The following is an 18675-nucleotide window of genomic DNA, read 5'->3' as shown; positions in this document are numbered from 1 at the left end:
AGGCTCAATGGCGCAACAAAATGATGATGAGCGGTCTTTTTGCACCGTCAGTAGCGGCGGATAAATCGCGCCGCTAGCTTTGGTGCAGGTGACCTTTACTTTGCTAAATACCGTTCAATGGCGTAGCGACACGGTGTATCGCGCCTGTCTGAAGCCACATTCTCGCGATTGCACCGCTACGACGCTATTCAGCCGCTGAGAACTGCGGCAGCCACGGCTGGTTCAGCGTTAACACCTCATCCAGCAACAGTTCAGCCGTCGCGACATCGCCCACCAACGGGTTCCCCAGCAGGGCCAGCAGCGCCTGGTTGCGATCGCCGTGTACTGCGGCTTCGATGGTTAAGCGTTCAAAGGATTTAATCTGCTGCGTCAGACCGTTCATCAATGGCGGCAATTCACCGAACACCAGCGGGTGCGCACCTTGGGCATCCACCAGGCAATTGACTTCTACTACTGCATCATCCGGCAGACCCTGAATCGCACCGTTGTTGCGGCAGTTCACCACCAGATTTTTGCCACTGTTGTTGTGAATTGCGCTGATCAGTTCGACCGCCACTTCAGAGTAATAAGCGCCACCACGGAAGCTTAACTGCTCGGGTTTATGCGCCAGATGGGGATCGGCGTATAACGCAAACAGCTCCGCTTCGACTTTCATCACTTGCTCTGCGCGCGTGCCTTCATGGCCGTTTTTGGCTTTCTCCTGCTCTTCGGCCAGCATCTGCGGCGTCTGCCAGTAGTAGCGATGATACGGACAAGGAATGGCGTTAAGCGCGCGCAGGAATTGTGGTGACCACGGCATATCTTTGATGTTGTTCATGGTCAACGATTGGCCGTCACACAGTTGCTCGATCACTTGGGCGGTGACATCTTCGCCTCGACAGGTGACCTGATGCACCCACACCAGGTGATTCAGCCCGGCAAAGCGCAGCTGCACGTCATCCCATGGCGCATTAAGCATGCCAGCAATCATATGATGCATATTCACGGGCACATTACACAGACCAATAATTTTGGCTTTGCTGTAGCGCGATACCGCTTCAGTCACTATCCCTGCGGGATTGGTGAAGTTGATGATAAAGGCATCGGGCGCCAGCTGTTCCACTTTACGCGCGACTTCCAGCATCACCGGAATGGTGCGCAGCGCTTTGGCAAAGCCGCCAACGCCGGTAGTCTCTTGGCCGAGGCGCCCATATTTCAAACCGAGGCGTTCATCTGCGGCGCGTGCCGCCAACTGGCCAACGCGCAGCTGAGTCAACACGTAACGGGCATCGCGTATGGCGTCGTCCAGCTCAAAGTGCACGCTGACTTTTACCTGCTCTAATCCATTCTGTTGCAGCATACGGCGGGTGAGATCGGCGATGATATTCACTTTCTCACGTCCCGATTCCACATCCACCAGTGCCAGTTCGGTCACGGGCAACTGTGCATAGCGGTTGATGATTCCTTCGACCAGTTCGGGTGAATAGCTGCTGCCACCACCAATAATCGCCATCTTAAGCATCGTTTCCTCCTGCCGCGGTGCGGCGGTAGAGTTCAATGATTTCGCCCGCCAGATCCTGAATCAGCATGGCGTTCATCAAGTGATCCTGGGCATGTACCAAAATCAGGGTGACAGGCAGTTTGCCGCTGCCTTCATCGAGGCTAATCAGCGCGGTTTGTTGCTGGTGCGCGTCTTTTACGCTCGCTCTTGCCGCCGCTAGCTGCTGTTCAGCCGCGACAAACTGGCCTTCACGCGCCGCCCGCAGCGCGCTCAGTGCCGCACTGCGGGCGGCGCCAGCCTGAACCAGCAGCAGCATGATCTGTTCTTCAAACTCGATAACCACTTCTTCGGACATGCAGAATCCCCCACAGCAAAAGCTGTGTTTACGTCGGTCAGATTGGGTAAGACGGGTGAGTCAGGAGGCGTGTAACGCCAGGGCTTTATCCAGCACCTGTTCACCACGCATCATGCCGTAATCCATCATGTCGATAACGGCGACAGATTTGCCTTGCGGCGCTGCGATAGCGGTCAGCCTGGCGGCTTCAAATTGTACCTGTGGGCCGAGCAGCACCACGTCAGCGTCAGGTAGGATGCGTTCAAACTCCGCCACGGGTACCGCTTTGATATCAATCGCCAGCCCACGTCCTTGGGCGGCACTCTGCATCTTGCTAACCAGCATGCTGGTGGACATCCCTGCTGCACAGCAAAGTACGATTCGCATATGATTTCCTCCTGTGATTTGTCGAGGCCATTTAAGACCCGTCGCACAGGCGGTGTAAATACCCTTTGGGCAGATGAATTTCTGATGAATAGATATTTAAGTCATTTAAATCAATATCTTATGAGGTGATTTAAATTGAAAATATTTTTCATGACTGTGATCGGTGCTGTAATTTTTCGTTAGCATTGGCGTTTTAAACCCGCTTATACGTGCAAATAGTCGAAAAAAAACTCACATTGAAAAATATTTTCATGCATGATGGTGCTTCACAATTCTAGGATGTGGTGAGCGGATGGATATTGTCTGGCAACTGAGACAGCAGTCGGCACATATGGATGCGCCGGAATCGAAGCTGGCACGTTTTATTCTGGATAACCTGCACGTTAGCGCGCAGGCCACCATGGAAGAGCTGGCGACACAGGCAGGCGTGAGCCCGGAAGTGTTACGGCGTTTTGCCGCTTCGGCGGGGTGCCGTGATCTGGATGATTTTCTGCATCAAGTGCGCAAAGCCGGTCAACATCAGGAAGAGGTATTTATTGATGTGATTCGCCAGCGGCAGCCTTCGCTGACGCAACAGGAGAATCGCGTTGCGGTAGCAATTCTGAACGATACCGCGTTTGCCGCATCTGCCACCATTGAACAGTTAGCTGGTCGCGCCGAAGTGAGCGCCGCCACCATCACCCGTTTTGCTCGTTCGGTAGGCTGTGAGGATATCCGTGATCTGCGCATGCGGCTGGCGCGAGCCAGTTCAGTTCCTTCAACGCGGACCACACAAGCAATTCCTCAGCTTGAGGCCATCCAGCAGGCACTGACCCAACAGTGGTTGCAGGCTGAAAATGCCACCTGGGAACGGGCAGCGCGCGCGTTACAAAAAGCCCGTAGCGTGTTGTTGATTGGTGCGGCAGGGCAGACAACACCGCTGGTGGCGGAAGTGCATCAGCGGCTTTCGACTGCGGGGCTGTCACTGGCATGGATTCAGGATGATAATCTGCTGCGCATGACGCTGAGCCGATTGCAGCCAGATGATCTGCTGCTGATTCTCGCGCCAGATGCGGTGAGCAGCAGTGTGCTCAGTGCGGTACACCATGCACACATACAGAAAAGTGCGGTGATTGCGATCTGCCCGACGGGGCTGGATCTGGCGAACCAAGCCGACATCTGGTTGCCGTTGCCTGACGCCCAACACGCGCGCAGCTATGGCATTCTTTGCGCGCTGGATCGACTGGAAACGGCACTGGCATCATTTTAACGCGTAGATTTCTGACATCAGCGTGCTGCCATCTTGCAGCATCACTTCAACCGGCACGCGCTGATAACCTTCACCTTCAAACTCATCAAGCATCGACCAGTGTGCGGCAAGGTTATCCGAACTGAAGACAAAGCCGCTGACCTGCGCACCCTCTGCATTGAGTTCAATACCGGGAAAGCCCATCGCTGCACCCCAGCCCGCTTCACGCAAGTTGCCGAGCACATAACCTTGCTGCCAGCTTCCGCCTATATTTTCCATGATATGCGCATTAGGCCGGCCTGGGCCGAGCGTGCCGTAAACGAAAAGACTGTGCATTAAACACCTCATAGTCATCAGAAGTATTCGAATCTAACGTTTATCAGGCGACTCGCCAACGGCTGTGTCGTGATGCAAAAAATGCAGTCAGTAAACCAGGCATTACAGAACATTAAGAATGACGGTTGAGCTGCCCGTAAAGTCACCCAGTGTTGGCGTGCCACTCAGCGTTGCATTGACTCTGACAGTGTTATCCCCTGATAGCATGGTAAAACTGCTACCCTGGGAATATCCATTAAAGGTGAGTGTCGCTTTGGTGCCATTATTCAGTGTGACTTGGCTACCAGAAGTAAAACGGATGGTGGCCGCAGCCGTGCATGAGATATTGATGCTAGTAGCCTGACTGGCGCCGTTGTACTGATCTTGCTGCAAATTGCCAAAATCGATGGTTCCAGCACTGCCTGAGCATAGTGGTCTGGAGGGGCCTGGCGCCACGGAAGAACAGTTTACAAAGTCGCCATAAAGTACGGTACTTGCTCCCCAACAGACTCTTGGATATTTGGCATAAAAAGGTAACCTCACCGAGAAGGGAATTGCATGGCCATATGCACTGATCCAAGCCTGGCGCCCTTCCTCCAATGTCGGTGCATTGGCCCCATCAGATTTAGTGAGCACCGTGCCGGAGATCCATGTCTCGTAGGAGAAGATGCCATGATAATACTTTATTCTCACTCCCCACTTGCAGTCTGTTTTGAAGGGCGCGCACCGTAGGGAATCATGATAGGGTGCACCATTATCAACAGCGGTACCCGTTATTAAAAACCCCTTCTGCGTGACATCGTCCATGATTATTTCAGCACCTGCAGGGGTAATGTGGAAAACCAACGTCACAATGATTATTTTTTTCATTTTCTTAGCCTGCTGTGATTCTCAGTGGATAGTTCATGTGTCCAGTGAGCTATTTTCTATTTCGAGAGCCGGTGTTGATGATTATTGATAGTCAACCATTAGCGTGGCTGTAGAGAAAAAGTATCCTAGTGTAATTCTTCCGCTCGCATTTCGAGTTAACACCGCGGTTAAGGTGGGTTTTGCTGGGTAATTAAAATAAGTCCATTTGTCTAGATCTAACTTATGACTGTTACTTTTCAGCATAATGGCTAGATTGTTTTTGCTGGTTCTTAACAGCGTAGGATCATAAAGAGAACCAAAGCCTGTAATTTTCATTTTCAGTGAGGTTGGTGAGCCATGAGGGCAGTGTAATGAGTAGGGGATCGGTATCTCATAATTCTTACCATCGATGCTTTCCGCAATTAAACCGCTACCAAAACCAATGGCGAGATCATTGCCATCATTAATTGTGCAGGGCGGTGCGATGACTTTTCCCTTAACAGTGATGCCAAAAGAGAAGGCATGCGAATGCGGGGAGAATAAATAGAGTGTGGTCAATATGACGATACAGTTGCATCGCATGAATAACATTTTACTATTCATAATTGAGCCTAAAATTAATGTTGGCTGAGTAGGTTCCTCCTCGCAATTCTCCACGAGTACGCTCTGCGGTAATGTAATACATCACCGCATTATCAGGTGTTAAGCGTAATGACTTCCCTTTCTGGCCAATTTCAACATTGTTTTTTGAGGCATCTTTGAGTCTCAAAGCTATGCCACTGGCACCTCGAACTTCTACCAGTTGTGGGTTACTGGGGTCCTGCGTGCCGGTAAAGGTGAAGGATACCGCGGGCTGATGGGCACTCCAGGCTACGTTGTCTTTTTCAGTGGACTCAGTTGATGAGGTGCGTATGCAATCATGCAAAACAAGTGAAACCGCGACTAATACCCCCTGATCGCCAACGTTTTTTAAGTTTGCAGTGGATAGGTGGCCCAAATTCACAGTTTGATCGGCCGATAGCATATCTAAACGGCAAGCGCTCTCTGTTAATGTGCCGTGAACACGTAATATGCCATAGTTGCTCGCGGCAAAATCCTCCTTGAAAATAGCCATTGCAGGGGGGCATAGCAGTGTGGTCAAAACCACGATGCATGTAATAGTCGCGATACACGCGTTCTTGCTGGCGGCACTCTTTTGCATCTTTTCATCCCAGAATCATGTTTTATTTTTAGCTGCTTTGATCGCTTACGCTGCATGTCTCACCACGGCATTTAAAGGTCAGCGCAGGTTGACCGCCATAATCATTGACGTAGACCAATACAGGATTTGCCCCTAATGTGGCTGCACTGCCTCCAAGGAGGTTTTCAGAGAAAGGGGCAACCATCATGGCCTCGAATCCTTTAATGACTTCACCCTCTTTTTTCGCACTGGCACCAATCAATGTGATGTAATAAGGCGTTGGATTTTTTACCCAGTATTTATCCCCTTTTTTGGTTAACAGCAGCTTCTCTTGAAAGGGTGCGGCATGTTGGGCCGATGCGGACTCAGCCAGTGCAGCAGGACGATAAAAAAGCTTTATACGAGTTTGTAACGCAATTTGCAGCACATTCGGTTTGTCACTTCTGGGGGGGATTTCTCTCAAGTTAAAGTAAAAAAGTGATTCCCGATCTTGAGGCAGTTCTTTAAAAGCATCAGTAGCAACCAGTGACTGTACTTTCACTTGAGTTTCTGACTTGGGTTCTATTCGCTGTACCGGAGGGACAACAATAAATGCGCTATTACTTTCAAGTTTGTTTTCATTTTCATCTTCAAGCCATCCCTGCGCTAAGTAGGGCAGTTCATTGTTTTTGTTACTGACGGTCAAACTCACTGACTTCTCAGTGCCAGGATAAATAATGCGAGTTCTGTCAAGAGATATAGCGGCTAAAGCTGACTGCGCCATCAAACTCAACGCGACAAGCAAAAAGGTATTTTTAAGCGTTTTTTTCTTCATTAGATATACTCTGTTTGGTTTTTTAATAGGTTCACTTCATGAGCATGAATTTAAGTACAGGAAAGCGATAAGTTAGCCGACATATTGGCAGGTATTTGTTGTGGCAAATTTATCCGACATTGATCTTCATCATTCCAGCGCAACGTCATTGATTCACCAGGTTGAATACCACTCAGATAAACACTTCCGCCATCATTTATGATCCCGGTCTCTTGGTTCTTTTTATTAAAGACACTTGCGCCAAAGGGGGGAGGGGAGCCATCTGCTAATCTCACTATTGCCATTGACTTCTCGCCTGAAATAACACTAAAACGACGATATCCAATCGCGCCTTCTGTTAATGTGCCTTGTGCGACTGATTTTAGGGCTTCCATATTGTCGTCCAGCTTATCGACATTGATACGTACGCTATTTCGATAATAGCTACTCACATCAGCAATGATCGCTTTGCCAAACTGATTCGTTTTAACGGAATGACCAATTCCTGAAAAAGGAACGCCAGCAACATCTTCGGTATCCACCAACATTCGCGTACCGCCCGCAAGGCTCGCGCTGTGCAATGCGCCACCTTGTGGCGTTAACGTTGCGCCGCCTTGCAGTGATAACCCTAGTGCTTGATATTGACCTGCCCGATAGCTTGCTGAAGTGTTGAACTGTGCATAAGTGCTTTTGTGTGTGTAGTAGCCACCTAAGTCAGTACCGGTGCTGGCAATGCCCCCATTGATTTGATAGGAATCAGTGTCACTGACCCGACGGTAATAGCTCACATTATTGAGTGTATTTCCTTTCGCGTATGAACCATTGTAACTTGCGGTGCCGGACTGCCCCCAAGGCAGCGACAAAGAGATATACATGCCGCTGTCACTCATCTGATTAAATTTATTACGGTAAGCCGTCAGTGAGAGGTTTACGTTTTTAAATTTTGCTAAATCAACACTGCGTGAAAGTGAAAAGTCATAACGATGATTGGCGTCTTGGTTCCAGTATGTTTGATGGTTGTAATTGAGATAAGTCGTCAGGTTTAGTGACTCAAATTGCTGATTCAATGACAGGGTATACATCTCTTTATTACGGCCTGAAGTTGTATCACCCTTAAACGTATTGACGTATTCACCCATTGAGCGGAAACCACTGTCTGAGAAGCGATAGCCAGCAAAGGTCACTTGGCTCCCTAATTGGTCAAACCGTTTTGCATAACTTATGCGCCAGGCATTACCTCGCTGGGTCTCTTGATGAGCAAATTTAGCCGCTGAGGTCGTGATGTCCGTGGACAACGCGCCCAGTGCGAGGAGATCCCGGCCAATTCCCAGCGACAAAGCATGATAGTCACCGCCGCCAATCCCTCCGCTATACAGTGACCAGCCGTTGCTGATCCCCCATGCGAATTCTCCAGCAGCAAATAAGGGGCCTTCAACGTTGTGTGCAAAATCGGAGGGTTTGCCCACGGTGGTTTTATAACGAAACTGTCCTGGCCGGGTTAGATATGGAATAGTGGCCGTATTCACTTGGAATTGGTGTACTTCGCCATCTTGCTCTTCAACTCGGACATCAAGGTTGCCTGATACGGCACTATCAAGATCTTGAATGCGATATGGGCCCGCAGGGATTTGTACTTCTTTAATAATTCTTCCCTGTTGGCTGATAACCACCTTCGCATTGTTTTTCGCGACGCCACTGATTTCCGGTGCGTAACCGCGTAGGTTAGGGGGCAGCATATTGTCATCTGACATCAGGTTTAAGCCGGTGTAGCGAAAACTGTCGAAAAGGTTTGAGTTGAGGTAGTCCTCACCTGCCGTTAATTTCGCGCCAATTTTTCGCAATGCTCGATAGCCATAAAAACGGCTCCAATCCCAGCGAGTGGGGGATTGTGCGCCGGTATCCCGGCGATCGTGGCGGGCTTGCCAATCAGCACGGAAGCGCCATGCGTCAAAATTGACACCGGTCGTGCCATTACCCGAGACATTTATGCCACTTTTGGCTCCCTGTACCTTTTGGCTGACATTCTGCGCATTAACGTTGTAGTCAAAGAGCAGGCCAGAAATGCCTTCTTCCCAACGCGCTGGAGGATCCCAGGTCGGGCTGCTGTACTCAAGGTAAGCTTGCGGGATGCTGATGAAGAGGGTTGATTTACCGAGATCGGTTCGTGCCGTCACGCCATTCAGACTCTGAAAGTCGAGACACTCCCCGTTATGCCACCATTTCAAACGAGAAAGCGCCGCTTCTTTTAACCCAATGAGGGGAATTATCTCAGGTGAAATGCAAGAGAGGGTTTCGTTTTTATCTTGTTCTGAAGGGTAAAAATGAATGGCTCGCTCAGGCAATGTGCTCGCGTTGATGTGAATAGCAAGAGTGTAGCTACCCGGTAAGATAAAGCCTTTGCGCGAAAACTGGCTGAGATCGATATTACTGCGATCCTTGATATCCAGCACATCAGTGTTAAATTGAACTTCAGTGGAAGCCATGGACGTTTTCGCCAAAATTGTTAGGAAAATAACCCCAAGTGTGATGATGATTAATATTGAGGTTAAATTGCGAGCGAAAAAGATCGACACAATAATATTCCTGTTAGTTGTAATCTATTCTAAAACGGATGGTTAATTGCAGATCGCCCGGTTGGATAATATCTTGATTGCTAATCAAGTTAAGAATGTAATCAAACCGCATATCCTTTTCTAATCTTCCATGTGGAAGATGCCTGCCAGGTGAAGCAATATTTCCTTGTGGATCGCTTATCATGATCGCAATACCGTTAGCAGATCCTAGGTTTCTGAAGTGCCCAAAATCATTTTCGCCATCAAACATTATTCTGAATATATTGTTTGTCGATGATTGTTTTTCATCTTCGTTAAATGAGCAGCCATAGAGTTGAATGGAGAAAATGTGCTCAGGGCCGCGACCCTCTTTGATAATATGACTAACAGCATGATTGCCGATGTTGAGTGTTTGATCCGGTTCACCGACTTCAATAGTACAAGGGGCACCCATTATCGAGCCGGTAATATTGACATGTCCCGTTTTTTGTCCAGCGATCATCGCTTCGGCGCCTAATGATGCACTGCTATAAACGGATATCAGGGTTGTGAAGGCGAATGAAATTGAGAGCCAAAATTTCATTTTTCTGCTCCCAAATCATTAAGGTTTTACAAAACCTGCGGCATGATTGCCGCAGGGGTATCGCTCACGGTTGGGGCGAATGGCTAATTAGTTGTAGCTCAGAACGAAATTGGCGGGCACCTGGAACGTACCTGGCACAATTGTTGAGGTTGAACCACCGCCTTTAACATTCGCGGTAAAGCTCAACGTATTGCCACCGTTAAATAGCTGTTGTTCAGCAGTTGGTGTGTTGATTTTGACTTTAGCGCCGTTATTGGCGAATAACTGAATAGATGCACCACCCGCAGTGCCACCGACCAGCGCCAGGCTATCGGAATCATAAGAAGAAGGGGCTCCCGTGAAGCGGGTCGTGACTTTATCTTTAGTACCCGGAGTGGCAATCACGCAATCTTCTAATTCAATGGTGAAGCGCTGAGGTGTTGAACTGCCGGTATTGCCATTTTCAGCCAGTACGACATTTGAAATGGCACCCAGTGAAACAGTTTGATCCACTGATCCAGGCGCGATTGAACATGGAGCATCAATAATAGAACCGGTAAAGGTGACTTTTCCCGATTTAGCATGTACAGAGGAGACGGCAAACAGACTTAACATTGACAAAGCAATAATACTCTTTTTCATTTAATATCTTCCATTTTGTTATTTTTCCATGTTTTCTCTTTTAAAAGAGTCATGGTGTTTTGATGTTTCTTAGGACGTAAAGAGAGGTGGCACTCTTATTTCGTCTTAAGAGACCAGCATTTGCACGCTGTTAACAGGTGCTCCTTCATCATGCGATATCAATAGGCATGATATGTTTCGCTTAGCCATTTGATTTTTTAATGCGTTGGCTTGTATGCGAGCCATTATGGATAGGGTGTATTTCTAGGGGAATCGGATTTCTATGGTGTTTTTGTAGTGAATAAATGGGGTGTTTGTCAGGGTTATATTACATCGGGCAAGCATGGAGAGGCGCAAGCTAACTGCAATATTGCATAAGGGACGCTGGAAGGTCATTTTAAATAAAATAACACGATTAGCGTCGAGTGAATGTGATAGTCACCTAATTGATTATGCCTTGTTACGGTTAGGCGTACTAACGAACCCTTTTTTCTCAGGGGGCGTGCTGCCCCTTACGGTGCTATTCGCCCGCAGCTTATACGGCTACGGGCGCTCTCGACTACCGGCTAAGAACCTGTGATCCGGCATTCTTCTCCAGTCGCCACACGTCAAACAACGACATTAACACCAGCAGCGCGACACCGGCAAAGGCGATACGGATATCACTTTGTGTAATGGTGGTGTGCTCATGCCACAGCATTGAACCGCGTAGGAACAAGGCAGCTAAAGCGATCCCCGCGCTCATGCTGAACTGGAAGAAAATGCTGAACATCACAGAGGCATCCCCCATTTTGGCTTGCGGTACATCTGCGAATCCCAGGCTGTTATAGCAGCTGAATTGCAGTGAACGTGACAGCCCGCCAACGAACAAGATCGTGGCGATGGCGAAGTAACCGAGTGAAGGGCTGAGCAACATGCAGCCCAGCATGGTTGCCAGGCTGATTACCCCATTGATCATTAATACCTGACGAAAACCCCAGCGCTTCATCAACCAGGTCGTGGCGGGTTTCATTGCCAGATTACCCGCAAAAACCCACAACACCATGGTACCTGCCTGTGCCGCACTCCAGCCGAATCCCAGTTGGAACAGCAGAGGCAGCAGAAAAGGCACGGCGTTAATTGAGGCGCGGAACAGCGAACCGCCCACGGCAGCATTGCGGAAGGTGCTAATGGTGAGTGTGTTGAAAGGGAGTAACGGCTGCGGATGGCGGAAGCTGTGGTGATAGGCCAGCACGCTGCACAGGATACCCAACAGCAACAGCGGAACGCCGAGGTTTAGATGCATCTGACCGAGGACTTCTAACGCAAGAATCAACGCGGTACAGGCAGTGGCTGTCAGCACGAAACCGCGAACATCAAATGGGCGCCGTTGTTCGGCTTTGAACTGCGGTACCAGATATCCGGTGGCGATGATCGCAAGGATACCAAGCGGAATGTTGAGCCAGAAGATCCAAGGCCAATGTCCGTAGGTCACAATTAATCCACCCAATGGTGGACCAAGTACGGGGGCGATCAATCCCGGCCAGGTAATAAAGGCGATGGTTTTCACCATGTCCTTCTTTTCCGTCACGCGCAGCACCACCATACGACCGACCGGTACCATCATTGCGCCGCCGATGCCCTGCAAAATTCGGCTCAATGTGAACATTGGTAAGGTATCGCTGATACCGCACATCACCGAAGCGAGGGTAAAAATCAGAATGGCACTCGCAAATACGGTGCGTGCGCCAAAGCGTTCTGCCAGCCAGCCACTCATGGGGATCCCCACCGCGACGGCTAACAGGTAAGCACTCACGCCCACATTCAACGCCACCGGGCTGGCAGCGAAATCCCGTGCCATTTGCGGAATAGCGGTGGTGATGACCGTGGCGTCAAGGTTTTCCATAAAGAAGGTAACCGCAACCAGTAGCGCTAACAGCGGGGTACGGTGTGGTTGTGAAGTTGGATGCGTCATGATGGTTTCCCCTGCTTCCTGCGCCCTGAGGATGTTATTGAAATGTGATCTGACTGGCAGTTTTATACCTCACCGCAGCTTAAGCAAGCGTTTACGGCATTTCATCGGCGTAAACGCATAATCACCCTCATTCTTCATTGCTGATAAGCAGACGCTTTCGCCTTGGTCACAATGCAGTAGCGAATGAGCAAGACTCTCTCTATGATAGATTTTTCCCGCCATATTGCCGGGGACAATCAATGATTTAGGGAAGTAACCACGCATGACCCTGTTAAACGACCTCGATCTGCGCCAGTTGGAAGCTTTCTCCGCTGTGATTTCAGCAGGCAGCGTGACAGCGGCGGCCAAAGCGCTGAACCGCTCGCAGCCTGCGGTATCGCGTCTGATTCAGGAGCTGGAGCAGTCGCTGGGTTATCCCCTGTTTATTCGCAACGGTCCGCGTATTCATCCCTCCGAAGAAGCACTGCAGCTGCATCAGTATGTGCAGAAAGCCTTGCTGTCGCTGCAACAGATCCGCCTGCGGGCGCAGGAGATAGCGCATCAGCAGCATCGCCCGCTGAGTATTGCTGCGACACCCGCCCTGGCTGCTGGTTTACTGCCGCAGGCGCTGGCGACACTCAATTTACAGAACAAAGTGCAAATCATCAGTGAGTCCGCCGTACAGACGGCACATGCGGTGATTACAGCTGAAGCAGACATCGGTTTGTGCAGCTTGCCGCTGGAGCACCATGCGGTGGAGTTGCACTGGATCGGTCAGTCTCAGTGCGTGATTGCCTTGCCGGAAGAAGATGAGCTGGCGGCACACAGTGCGCTATCTCTGAGTCAACTGGCAGGCCGCCGCTTAATTGCCCCCTGGAGCCCGCAGCGCCTACGCGGACGCTATGAAAAAGCCTTGAAGAAGGTGAAAGCACCGCTGCCAGAAACCATTGAAACCAACTCGTCGGCGAATATTCTGGGGTGTGTGCGCGCCGGATTGGGCGTGGCGATTCTCGAACCCGTGACCGGCTGGGGTATGCCGCTGGCCGGGGTGGCGATTCGTCCGATTCAGGAAGACATCCCTTACTTCTTTGGCGTGATCACGCCGCAAGGTCGCCAGATTTCCAGCGCTGCGCAGGCGCTGGTGGAAGCGCTGGCGGACGCCGCAGCTCAGCTGCTGCCGGGATTTGAACGCCTGCCAGCCAGTGAACATCCGCGCATTATGCGAATTATCAACCAGGACTGATCGCGGCCTGCGGTCCCCATAAAAAGTGACCCTGCGCGTCTCAATTTTGCAATGCGCAGTCAGTCACACCGCCATAAACAATTCCTTCATTTTCAACGCTTATAACTTTTTTGGCATAAGATATAAGAAATCCATTGGTCAAATCCTGAGCGAAAATCTTGACTCACATTTAGCGCAAGAGGATTATGCGAAAACTTAGCTCCTATTATGCGTATTGATGATTGTTAGCTGCCTATTATGCGATTTATAGATAATAAAAAAGGCAGTGCCATCGGCGCGTTTTAACCGTTTTCGCTCGCTCTCAACGCGATCGCTGACACCAGGGAAATCTCTCTATGACGTATGCCGCCAAAGGTCTTGCCGCGCTGGAAGCTCAGCTTCAGCAGGATCTGGAATTTCTGGAACTGCCTGCCAAATCATGGGTGCCTGAACGCACTTATCAGGACGCGCCAGTTCGCGATGTGGTGGTGATTGGGGCAGGCATGTGCGGTTTGGCGGCACTGGCCAAATTACAATTCACCGGCATCAATAATGTCGTGGCCTATGACGCTGCCCCCGCCGGATTAGAAGGCCCGTGGATCACCTTTGCGCGTATGGAAACCCTGCGCTCACCAAAAACGCTGCACGGCCCGGCTCTGGGCCTCGCGCAACTGACTTTCCGCGCCTGGTTCACGGCGCAGTGGGGCAAAGAGGCGTGGCAGGAGCTGGACAAAATCCCTAAAGCGCAGTGGATGGATTACCTGATTTGGTACCGCAAGGTGCTGAATCTGCCGGTGCAGAACAACGTGCGGGTCACCCACATTGCGCAGGCCGGGGATTTAATTGCGTTGGATTTGGAGGGTGCCGAAACCGATCGTGTTTATACGCGTCGTTTGGTGCTCGCCACCGGACGCTCTGGTCTCGGCGGCTTTGCCGTACCGGATTTCCTGCAGGGCATTGATCGCCAGTTCTGGGCACACTCCGCCGATGACATCGATTTCGCTGCTTTAAAGGGCAAGCGCATCGCGGTGATTGGTGCAGGCGCCTCGTCGATGGATAACGCGGCCACCGCGCTGGAACAGGGCGCTGCTGCCGTCGATCTGCTGATTCGCCGCAAAGAAATGCCGCGCATCAACAAGATGACCGGCATTGGCAGTCAGGGCGTGGTGCACGGCATGCATCAGTTGCCGGATGCGTGGAAATGGAAATTTGTCGATTACACCGCCGCGACGCAAACGCCACCGCCGCGCTCTTCCACTCTGCGCGTATCACGCCATGAGAACGCGCGCTTCTTCCTCGATTGCGGCATTAACGCCGTTAAACAGGAAGAAGACGGCTTGCTGATTGAAACTACCCAGGGCGCACTGCACTACGACTTTTTGATCGCCGCCACCGGCTTCACCAATGATTTCCACGGCCGCCCGGAGTTTGCCGCTATCGCGCCGCATATTCGTAGCTGGTCTGATGGTCGCTTTCAACCCGAGATGGGCAATCCGCGCCACAGCATGCTGGAAGCGCCCGATCTTGGCCCGGCATTTGAGTTCCGCGAACTGACGTCCGATGCCTGCCCGATGCTGGCGCATATCCACTGCTTCAACGATGCCGCGATGCTGACGCACGGCAAAGTCTCCGGCGATATTCCTGCGGTGAGCGCCGGGGCCGATCGTCTGGTGCGTGGGATCACTGCCTCACTGTTTGCCGAGGACGTCGAGCAGCATTACGCCAACCTACAAGCTTTTGACACCCCTGAACTACAGGGCGATGAATGGGTGGATTCAACCCCCTTACTCAAACAGGAGAACGCGTTGTGAGCGACGCTATTGATCAAGCAGCCGGATTAACACCAGAAGATGCGTTGTATCAGACGCGCCGCCTGCGTCCCGAATTTGTCGAGGGTGCGGAAGCGTGCCGTGTGTCAGTACTTACGCCGGAAGAGGATCAGGGGTTGCCTGCGGATCTGCGTCTGGCACTGGCGCAGCGTATGGCGGTGTTGAACTACGATGCGCCGCTGCAACGAGATTACCAGGCGCAGCTGGCGGCGTTAAACCCGTCCGAAGCCCTACTGGCGCTGGCATCGGGTTGCGCTGTCGCAAACGAACCGCTGGCGACCATCGCGCGTCATGCCGACATGGTGACACAACAGCCGACTCAGGCCACTGAGCAGCATATTCGCTTGCTGGAGCAGGCCGGTTTGAGCAACCCGCAAATTGTCGCGCTCTCTGAGCTGATCGCCTTTGTTAACTTCCAGACGCGCGTGGCGGCTGGCTTACGTCTGCTGAGGTCCGCATGATTCCGTCGGTTAATCTCAAGCCACTGCACTGGCATCCGTATATCACCCCTGTTGACGTTGAACAGGCGACACCGGCGCAGCTGGATGCGATGAAGGTGACCCCCTCTAACAAGAAGATCTCCGAGTACGTGCGCACGCTGGTCCACGATCCTGAGAGCTACACCGCACGTACCGGGCTGTTCAACGCCATCATGTATGTCGAAGGTGGCCTCGATCGCGCCGATCGTGAGCTGGGCGCACTGGGGGCTTCCATCGTTAACGGCTGTCGTTATTGCGCGGTGGTGCATGCGCGCCGTCACGTCCAGCTGGCAGAAAGTGACGCCGTGGTCAGTGCCATCTATTTTGATAGAGCGGACGCGTTAGATGAACGCGATGCGGCGATCTACCGCTTTGCTCGTCGTTTATCGGTCACGCCTTCTGAAGCCACGCCGGAAGATATGGCGGCACTGCGGGCGGTCGGTATGAACGATCAGGAGATTATTGATCTCATCCACGCCATCGCCATTTTCGGCTGGGCCAACCGTCTGATGCATGTGCTCGGCCATGCTGACCTGAACAAATAAGGGCTGCACCGGATGTTAGAACTCAACAATATTACGCTCTCTTACGGCAGCAATCCGATCCTCAAAGGGGTTGATCTGTCGGTAAAACGCGGCGATGTGGTGTCGATCATCGGGCCAAGCGGCACCGGGAAAACCACGCTACTGCGCTGCATTAATTATCTGGCGAAGCCGTCAGCCGGGACCATTCAGCTGGATCAGATCCGCATGGATTATCAGTCACCGGATAAAGCGGCGATCCAGGCGATCCGTCTGCGCACCGCCATGGTGTTCCAGCAGTTTAACGTGTTCAAAAACATGACGGTGCTGGAAAACGTGATGGATCCGCTGATCGTCATTCAGCGTAAAACCAAACAGCAAGCGCGCGACATCGCCGTGCAGGAGCTGGAGCGCGTGGGCCTGGGTGCCAAGCTCGATCACTACCCGTCGCAGCTGTCTGGCGGCCAGTTACAGCGTACCGGGATCGCCCGTGCTTTGGCGGTGCGTCCGGATGTGATGCTGTTTGATGAACCGACCTCATCGCTCGATCCGGAGCTGGTGGGGGAAGTGCTGAAAGTGATTAAAGACGTGGCGTCATCCGGCATTACCTCGCTGCTGGTGACGCATGAGATGCAGTTCGCAAAAAGCATTTCGAATCGCATCGTGTTTATGGATCAGGGTGTCGTGGCCGCGCAGGGCAGTCCGACTGAAATGTTTGATAACCCAACCCTGCCGCGCCTTGCACAGTTCCTCAGTTCAGAACGAGCATTCTAATAATTAAAGGAATCAGAGACATGCCTGCAATCAAAACCACATTACGTCGCCTGGCCGCGCCTGGCATCATCGCTTTAGCCCTGATCAGCGGTAACAGCTTCGCTGACGCGGTTCGCACCATCAAAATCGCCACCGCAGCAGAATCCAAACCGCTATCGTGGGGCGCGATTGGTCACGAACCACAAGGCTATGAGCCGGACGTGCTGAAAGCCATCAACGCGAAACTGCCACAGTACAAATTTGTGATGGAAGGCGCGGCGGATATCGCGCAGGAAACCGGCCTGGTCACCGGCAAGTACGACATGGCGACCGGCGGTTACTACAAAGCGCCTGCACGCAGCAAACAGTTCCTGATCCCGGATGCACCGATCGGTGCCAGCCTGATGAAGATCTACAGCCGTAGCGACAGCAATATTAATGGTATGAAGGATCTGGTCGGTAAGAATATCGTGCCGGTCACCGCAGGCGGCGGCGTGTATAAGTTCGTCACCCAGTGGCAGCAGGATAACCCGAACGACAAAATCACCATCAAAGCGTCCAGTGCCGGTGTGCCTTACCCGGATCGCCTGAAAGAAGTGCAGAACGGCAAATACGATGCGCTGATCCTGCCTTCAAACCTCGGTGAGCAGACGGTGATCGACAACCAGAAACTGGCGATCAAAGCCAGTGAGCCAGTGGTGATTAACAACACCTATGTGCTGATCCACCGTTCTGCCGAAAACCAGGCCCTGAACGATGACGTGAACAAAGCGCTGAAAGAACTGAAAGACGACGGCACGCTGGATAAGCTGGCGCAGAAGTGGTTCGGCGAAGAAGTCACTAAGTACATGAAGTAATAGATTCACTGCGCCCGGTGTTGAGCCGGGTGCATGCTGTCCTTTTTAGCAGGAGTGTTTCACCGTGAATCTATCCTCCATGATTCCAGAACTGCTGTCGGCGCTGCCACTGACGCTCGGCATCATGTTTGTCGCGATGATTGCCGGGTTCTTTCTGGCGCTGATCGCCACCGTTTTCCGCGTGCGCCGTATTCCCGTGTTAAGCCAACTGGCCGATCTTTACGTTTCCTACGCGCGCAGTGTGCCGGTGGTTTTACAGCTGTTTGTCGCTTTTTACGGCATGCCGCTGATTACCGATAATTTTGGCTTTGGCGACTTCTTTACCGCTAACGTGGCGGCGATGATCGGCCTGAGCCTGTATCACGGCGGCTATCTGTCGGAAGTGATGCGACCGGCATACCTTGCGGTGGAACGGGGTCAGCACGATGCCACCGACAGCCTTGGCTACAGCTTCCGCCAGAAAATGCTGCGTGTGATTGGGCCGCAGGCGGTGCACTTCGCATTGCCTGGCTACGGCAATGCGATTATCTACCTGATTCACAACGTGGCGCTGGTGATGTACATCGGGGCGGCGGATGTGATGGCAACAGCGCACCTGATTATGGAACGCGACTACAACCAGTATCAGTTCGGCACCTATCTGGTGTTGGCGGTGCTTTACTCGCTGCTGTGCGGCGTGGCCTGGTTGATTATTCGTTTCTTCGAACAACGTCATGCGAAGTACAGCTCAAAGTCTGCGGCGCGCGTGAAGTTCACCACCAGCGTCTGAGTAGGGGAGAA

The 18675-nt window shown here is 51.8% G+C and carries 20 protein-coding genes; 8 read left to right on the top strand and 12 right to left on the bottom strand.

Features of this window, described 5'->3' with window-relative positions; translation table 11 throughout:
* Nucleotides 1–184 precede the first annotated feature (184 nt).
* Genes F3J38_RS17545 through F3J38_RS17535 form a run of 3 tightly spaced genes read right to left on the bottom strand, consistent with a single transcriptional unit; the run spans nt 185 to nt 2201 of the window.
* The gene (locus F3J38_RS17545) at nt 185–1501 is read right to left on the bottom strand and encodes a 6-phospho-beta-glucosidase (protein ID WP_167140570.1); all 1317 of its coding nucleotides are present in this window, start codon (nt 1499–1501) and stop codon (nt 185–187) included.
* Nucleotides 1494–1835: a PTS lactose/cellobiose transporter subunit IIA gene (locus F3J38_RS17540; RefSeq protein WP_167140568.1), complete on the bottom strand. Its 342-nt coding sequence runs from the start codon at nt 1833–1835 to the stop codon at nt 1494–1496. The genes F3J38_RS17545 and F3J38_RS17540 overlap by 8 nt, the downstream gene beginning before the upstream one ends.
* Nucleotides 1836–1895: 60 nt before the next feature.
* Nucleotides 1896–2201: a PTS sugar transporter subunit IIB gene (locus F3J38_RS17535; protein ID WP_167140566.1), complete on the bottom strand. Its 306-nt coding sequence runs from the start codon at nt 2199–2201 to the stop codon at nt 1896–1898.
* Nucleotides 2202–2493: 292 nt separating this feature from the next.
* Between F3J38_RS17535 and F3J38_RS17530 the strand changes: the two genes are divergently transcribed.
* A complete protein-coding gene (locus F3J38_RS17530; protein ID WP_167140564.1) occupies nt 2494–3450 on the top strand; it encodes a MurR/RpiR family transcriptional regulator in 957 nt (318 codons plus the stop codon).
* Here the strand turns inward: F3J38_RS17530 and F3J38_RS17525 are convergent.
* The 9 genes from F3J38_RS17525 to F3J38_RS17485 all read right to left on the bottom strand — a co-directional run bounded on the left by F3J38_RS17525 (nt 3442) and on the right by F3J38_RS17485 (nt 12255).
* The gene (locus F3J38_RS17525) at nt 3442–3765 is read right to left on the bottom strand and encodes a gamma-glutamylcyclotransferase family protein (RefSeq protein ID WP_167140562.1); all 324 of its coding nucleotides are present in this window, start codon (nt 3763–3765) and stop codon (nt 3442–3444) included. The genes F3J38_RS17530 and F3J38_RS17525 overlap by 9 nt on opposite strands.
* 102 nt (nt 3766–3867) lie before the next feature.
* Nucleotides 3868–4614 (bottom strand): MrpH family fimbial adhesin, encoded by a 747-nt coding sequence (locus F3J38_RS17520; protein ID WP_167140561.1) that lies wholly within the window; start codon nt 4612–4614, stop codon nt 3868–3870.
* An 81-nt stretch (nt 4615–4695) separates the two neighbouring features.
* Nucleotides 4696–5196, bottom strand: a complete 501-nt coding sequence (locus F3J38_RS17515; protein ID WP_167140559.1) for a fimbrial protein — start codon at nt 5194–5196, stop codon at nt 4696–4698.
* On the bottom strand, nt 5189–5794 hold the full coding sequence (locus F3J38_RS17510; protein ID WP_167140556.1) for a fimbrial protein: 606 nt from the start codon (nt 5792–5794) through the stop codon (nt 5189–5191). The genes F3J38_RS17515 and F3J38_RS17510 overlap by 8 nt, the downstream gene beginning before the upstream one ends.
* 28 nt (nt 5795–5822) lie before the next feature.
* Nucleotides 5823–6587 carry a fimbria/pilus periplasmic chaperone gene (locus F3J38_RS17505; RefSeq protein WP_167140554.1) on the bottom strand — a complete coding sequence of 255 codons (765 nt, stop codon included), beginning with the start codon at nt 6585–6587 and terminating at the stop codon, nt 5823–5825.
* Nucleotides 6588–6637: 50 nt separating this feature from the next.
* Complete coding sequence (locus F3J38_RS17500; protein WP_369411015.1) at nt 6638–9139, bottom strand: outer membrane usher protein; 2502 nt, start codon at nt 9137–9139, stop codon at nt 6638–6640.
* A gap of 13 nt (nt 9140–9152) precedes the next feature.
* Nucleotides 9153–9701: a fimbrial protein gene (locus tag F3J38_RS17495; RefSeq protein ID WP_167140552.1), complete on the bottom strand. Its 549-nt coding sequence runs from the start codon at nt 9699–9701 to the stop codon at nt 9153–9155.
* 87 nt (nt 9702–9788) lie between these two features.
* A complete protein-coding gene (locus F3J38_RS17490) occupies nt 9789–10322 on the bottom strand; it encodes a fimbrial protein (RefSeq protein ID WP_167140550.1) in 534 nt (177 codons plus the stop codon).
* A 538-nt stretch (nt 10323–10860) separates the two neighbouring features.
* Nucleotides 10861–12255, bottom strand: a complete 1395-nt coding sequence (locus F3J38_RS17485) for an MFS transporter (RefSeq protein WP_167140548.1) — start codon at nt 12253–12255, stop codon at nt 10861–10863.
* Nucleotides 12256–12517: 262 nt separating this feature from the next.
* On the opposite strand from F3J38_RS17485, the gene F3J38_RS17480 reads away from it, so the two are divergent.
* From F3J38_RS17480 to F3J38_RS17450, 7 genes are all read left to right on the top strand, one after another.
* The gene (locus F3J38_RS17480; protein ID WP_167140546.1) at nt 12518–13477 is read left to right on the top strand and encodes a LysR family transcriptional regulator; all 960 of its coding nucleotides are present in this window, start codon (nt 12518–12520) and stop codon (nt 13475–13477) included.
* 335 nt (nt 13478–13812) lie between these two features.
* Nucleotides 13813–15267: an NAD(P)-binding domain-containing protein gene (locus F3J38_RS17475; RefSeq protein ID WP_167140544.1), complete on the top strand. Its 1455-nt coding sequence runs from the start codon at nt 13813–13815 to the stop codon at nt 15265–15267.
* Entirely contained in the window at nt 15264–15746 is a 483-nt protein-coding gene (locus tag F3J38_RS17470; RefSeq protein ID WP_167140542.1) for a CMD domain-containing protein, read from the top strand. Before F3J38_RS17475 ends, F3J38_RS17470 begins: the two co-directional genes overlap by 4 nt.
* Nucleotides 15743–16309 (top strand): peroxidase-related enzyme, encoded by a 567-nt coding sequence (locus tag F3J38_RS17465; RefSeq protein WP_167140539.1) that lies wholly within the window; start codon nt 15743–15745, stop codon nt 16307–16309. The genes F3J38_RS17470 and F3J38_RS17465 overlap by 4 nt, the downstream gene beginning before the upstream one ends.
* Before the next feature lie 12 nt (nt 16310–16321).
* Nucleotides 16322–17059, top strand: coding sequence for an amino acid ABC transporter ATP-binding protein (locus F3J38_RS17460; RefSeq protein WP_160833014.1), 738 nt, complete (start codon nt 16322–16324; stop codon nt 17057–17059).
* A gap of 20 nt (nt 17060–17079) precedes the next feature.
* Nucleotides 17080–17895 carry a transporter substrate-binding domain-containing protein gene (locus F3J38_RS17455; protein WP_039327144.1) on the top strand — a complete coding sequence of 272 codons (816 nt, stop codon included), beginning with the start codon at nt 17080–17082 and terminating at the stop codon, nt 17893–17895.
* Nucleotides 17896–17974: 79 nt separating this feature from the next.
* Nucleotides 17975–18664 (top strand): amino acid ABC transporter permease, encoded by a 690-nt coding sequence (locus F3J38_RS17450; protein WP_205298314.1) that lies wholly within the window; start codon nt 17975–17977, stop codon nt 18662–18664.
* The last annotated feature ends 11 nt before the right edge of the window (nt 18665–18675 follow it).

It is taken from the genome of Candidatus Pantoea formicae (genome assembly GCF_011752625.1).
Classification (GTDB): domain Bacteria; phylum Pseudomonadota; class Gammaproteobacteria; order Enterobacterales; family Enterobacteriaceae; genus Pantoea; species Pantoea formicae.
Note: the sequence above shows the minus strand (reverse complement) of the source record. Positions and strands in the feature narration are given on the sequence as shown.

Excerpts from the sequence above, each read along its gene's own strand:
- F3J38_RS17545 (WP_167140570.1), bottom strand. The coding sequence starts at position 1,501 with ATGCTTAAGATGGCGATTATTGGTGGTGGCAGCAGCTATTCACCCGAA.
- F3J38_RS17540 (WP_167140568.1), bottom strand. The coding sequence starts at position 1,835 with ATGTCCGAAGAAGTGGTTATCGAGTTTGAAGAACAGATCATGCTGCTG.
- F3J38_RS17535 (WP_167140566.1), bottom strand. The coding sequence starts at position 2,201 with ATGCGAATCGTACTTTGCTGTGCAGCAGGGATGTCCACCAGCATGCTG.
- F3J38_RS17530 (WP_167140564.1), top strand. The coding sequence starts at position 2,494 with ATGGATATTGTCTGGCAACTGAGACAGCAGTCGGCACATATGGATGCG.
- F3J38_RS17525 (WP_167140562.1), bottom strand. The coding sequence starts at position 3,765 with ATGCACAGTCTTTTCGTTTACGGCACGCTCGGCCCAGGCCGGCCTAAT.
- F3J38_RS17520 (WP_167140561.1), bottom strand. The coding sequence starts at position 4,614 with ATGAAAAAAATAATCATTGTGACGTTGGTTTTCCACATTACCCCTGCA.
- F3J38_RS17515 (WP_167140559.1), bottom strand. The coding sequence starts at position 5,196 with ATGAATAGTAAAATGTTATTCATGCGATGCAACTGTATCGTCATATTG.
- F3J38_RS17510 (WP_167140556.1), bottom strand. The coding sequence starts at position 5,794 with ATGCAAAAGAGTGCCGCCAGCAAGAACGCGTGTATCGCGACTATTACA.
- F3J38_RS17505 (WP_167140554.1), bottom strand. The coding sequence starts at position 6,587 with ATGAAGAAAAAAACGCTTAAAAATACCTTTTTGCTTGTCGCGTTGAGT.
- F3J38_RS17495 (WP_167140552.1), bottom strand. The coding sequence starts at position 9,701 with ATGAAATTTTGGCTCTCAATTTCATTCGCCTTCACAACCCTGATATCC.
- F3J38_RS17490 (WP_167140550.1), bottom strand. The coding sequence starts at position 10,322 with ATGAAAAAGAGTATTATTGCTTTGTCAATGTTAAGTCTGTTTGCCGTC.
- F3J38_RS17485 (WP_167140548.1), bottom strand. The coding sequence starts at position 12,255 with ATGACGCATCCAACTTCACAACCACACCGTACCCCGCTGTTAGCGCTA.
- F3J38_RS17480 (WP_167140546.1), top strand. The coding sequence starts at position 12,518 with ATGACCCTGTTAAACGACCTCGATCTGCGCCAGTTGGAAGCTTTCTCC.
- F3J38_RS17475 (WP_167140544.1), top strand. The coding sequence starts at position 13,813 with ATGACGTATGCCGCCAAAGGTCTTGCCGCGCTGGAAGCTCAGCTTCAG.
- F3J38_RS17465 (WP_167140539.1), top strand. The coding sequence starts at position 15,743 with ATGATTCCGTCGGTTAATCTCAAGCCACTGCACTGGCATCCGTATATC.
- F3J38_RS17460 (WP_160833014.1), top strand. The coding sequence starts at position 16,322 with ATGTTAGAACTCAACAATATTACGCTCTCTTACGGCAGCAATCCGATC.
- F3J38_RS17455 (WP_039327144.1), top strand. The coding sequence starts at position 17,080 with ATGCCTGCAATCAAAACCACATTACGTCGCCTGGCCGCGCCTGGCATC.
- F3J38_RS17450 (WP_205298314.1), top strand. The coding sequence starts at position 17,975 with ATGATTCCAGAACTGCTGTCGGCGCTGCCACTGACGCTCGGCATCATG.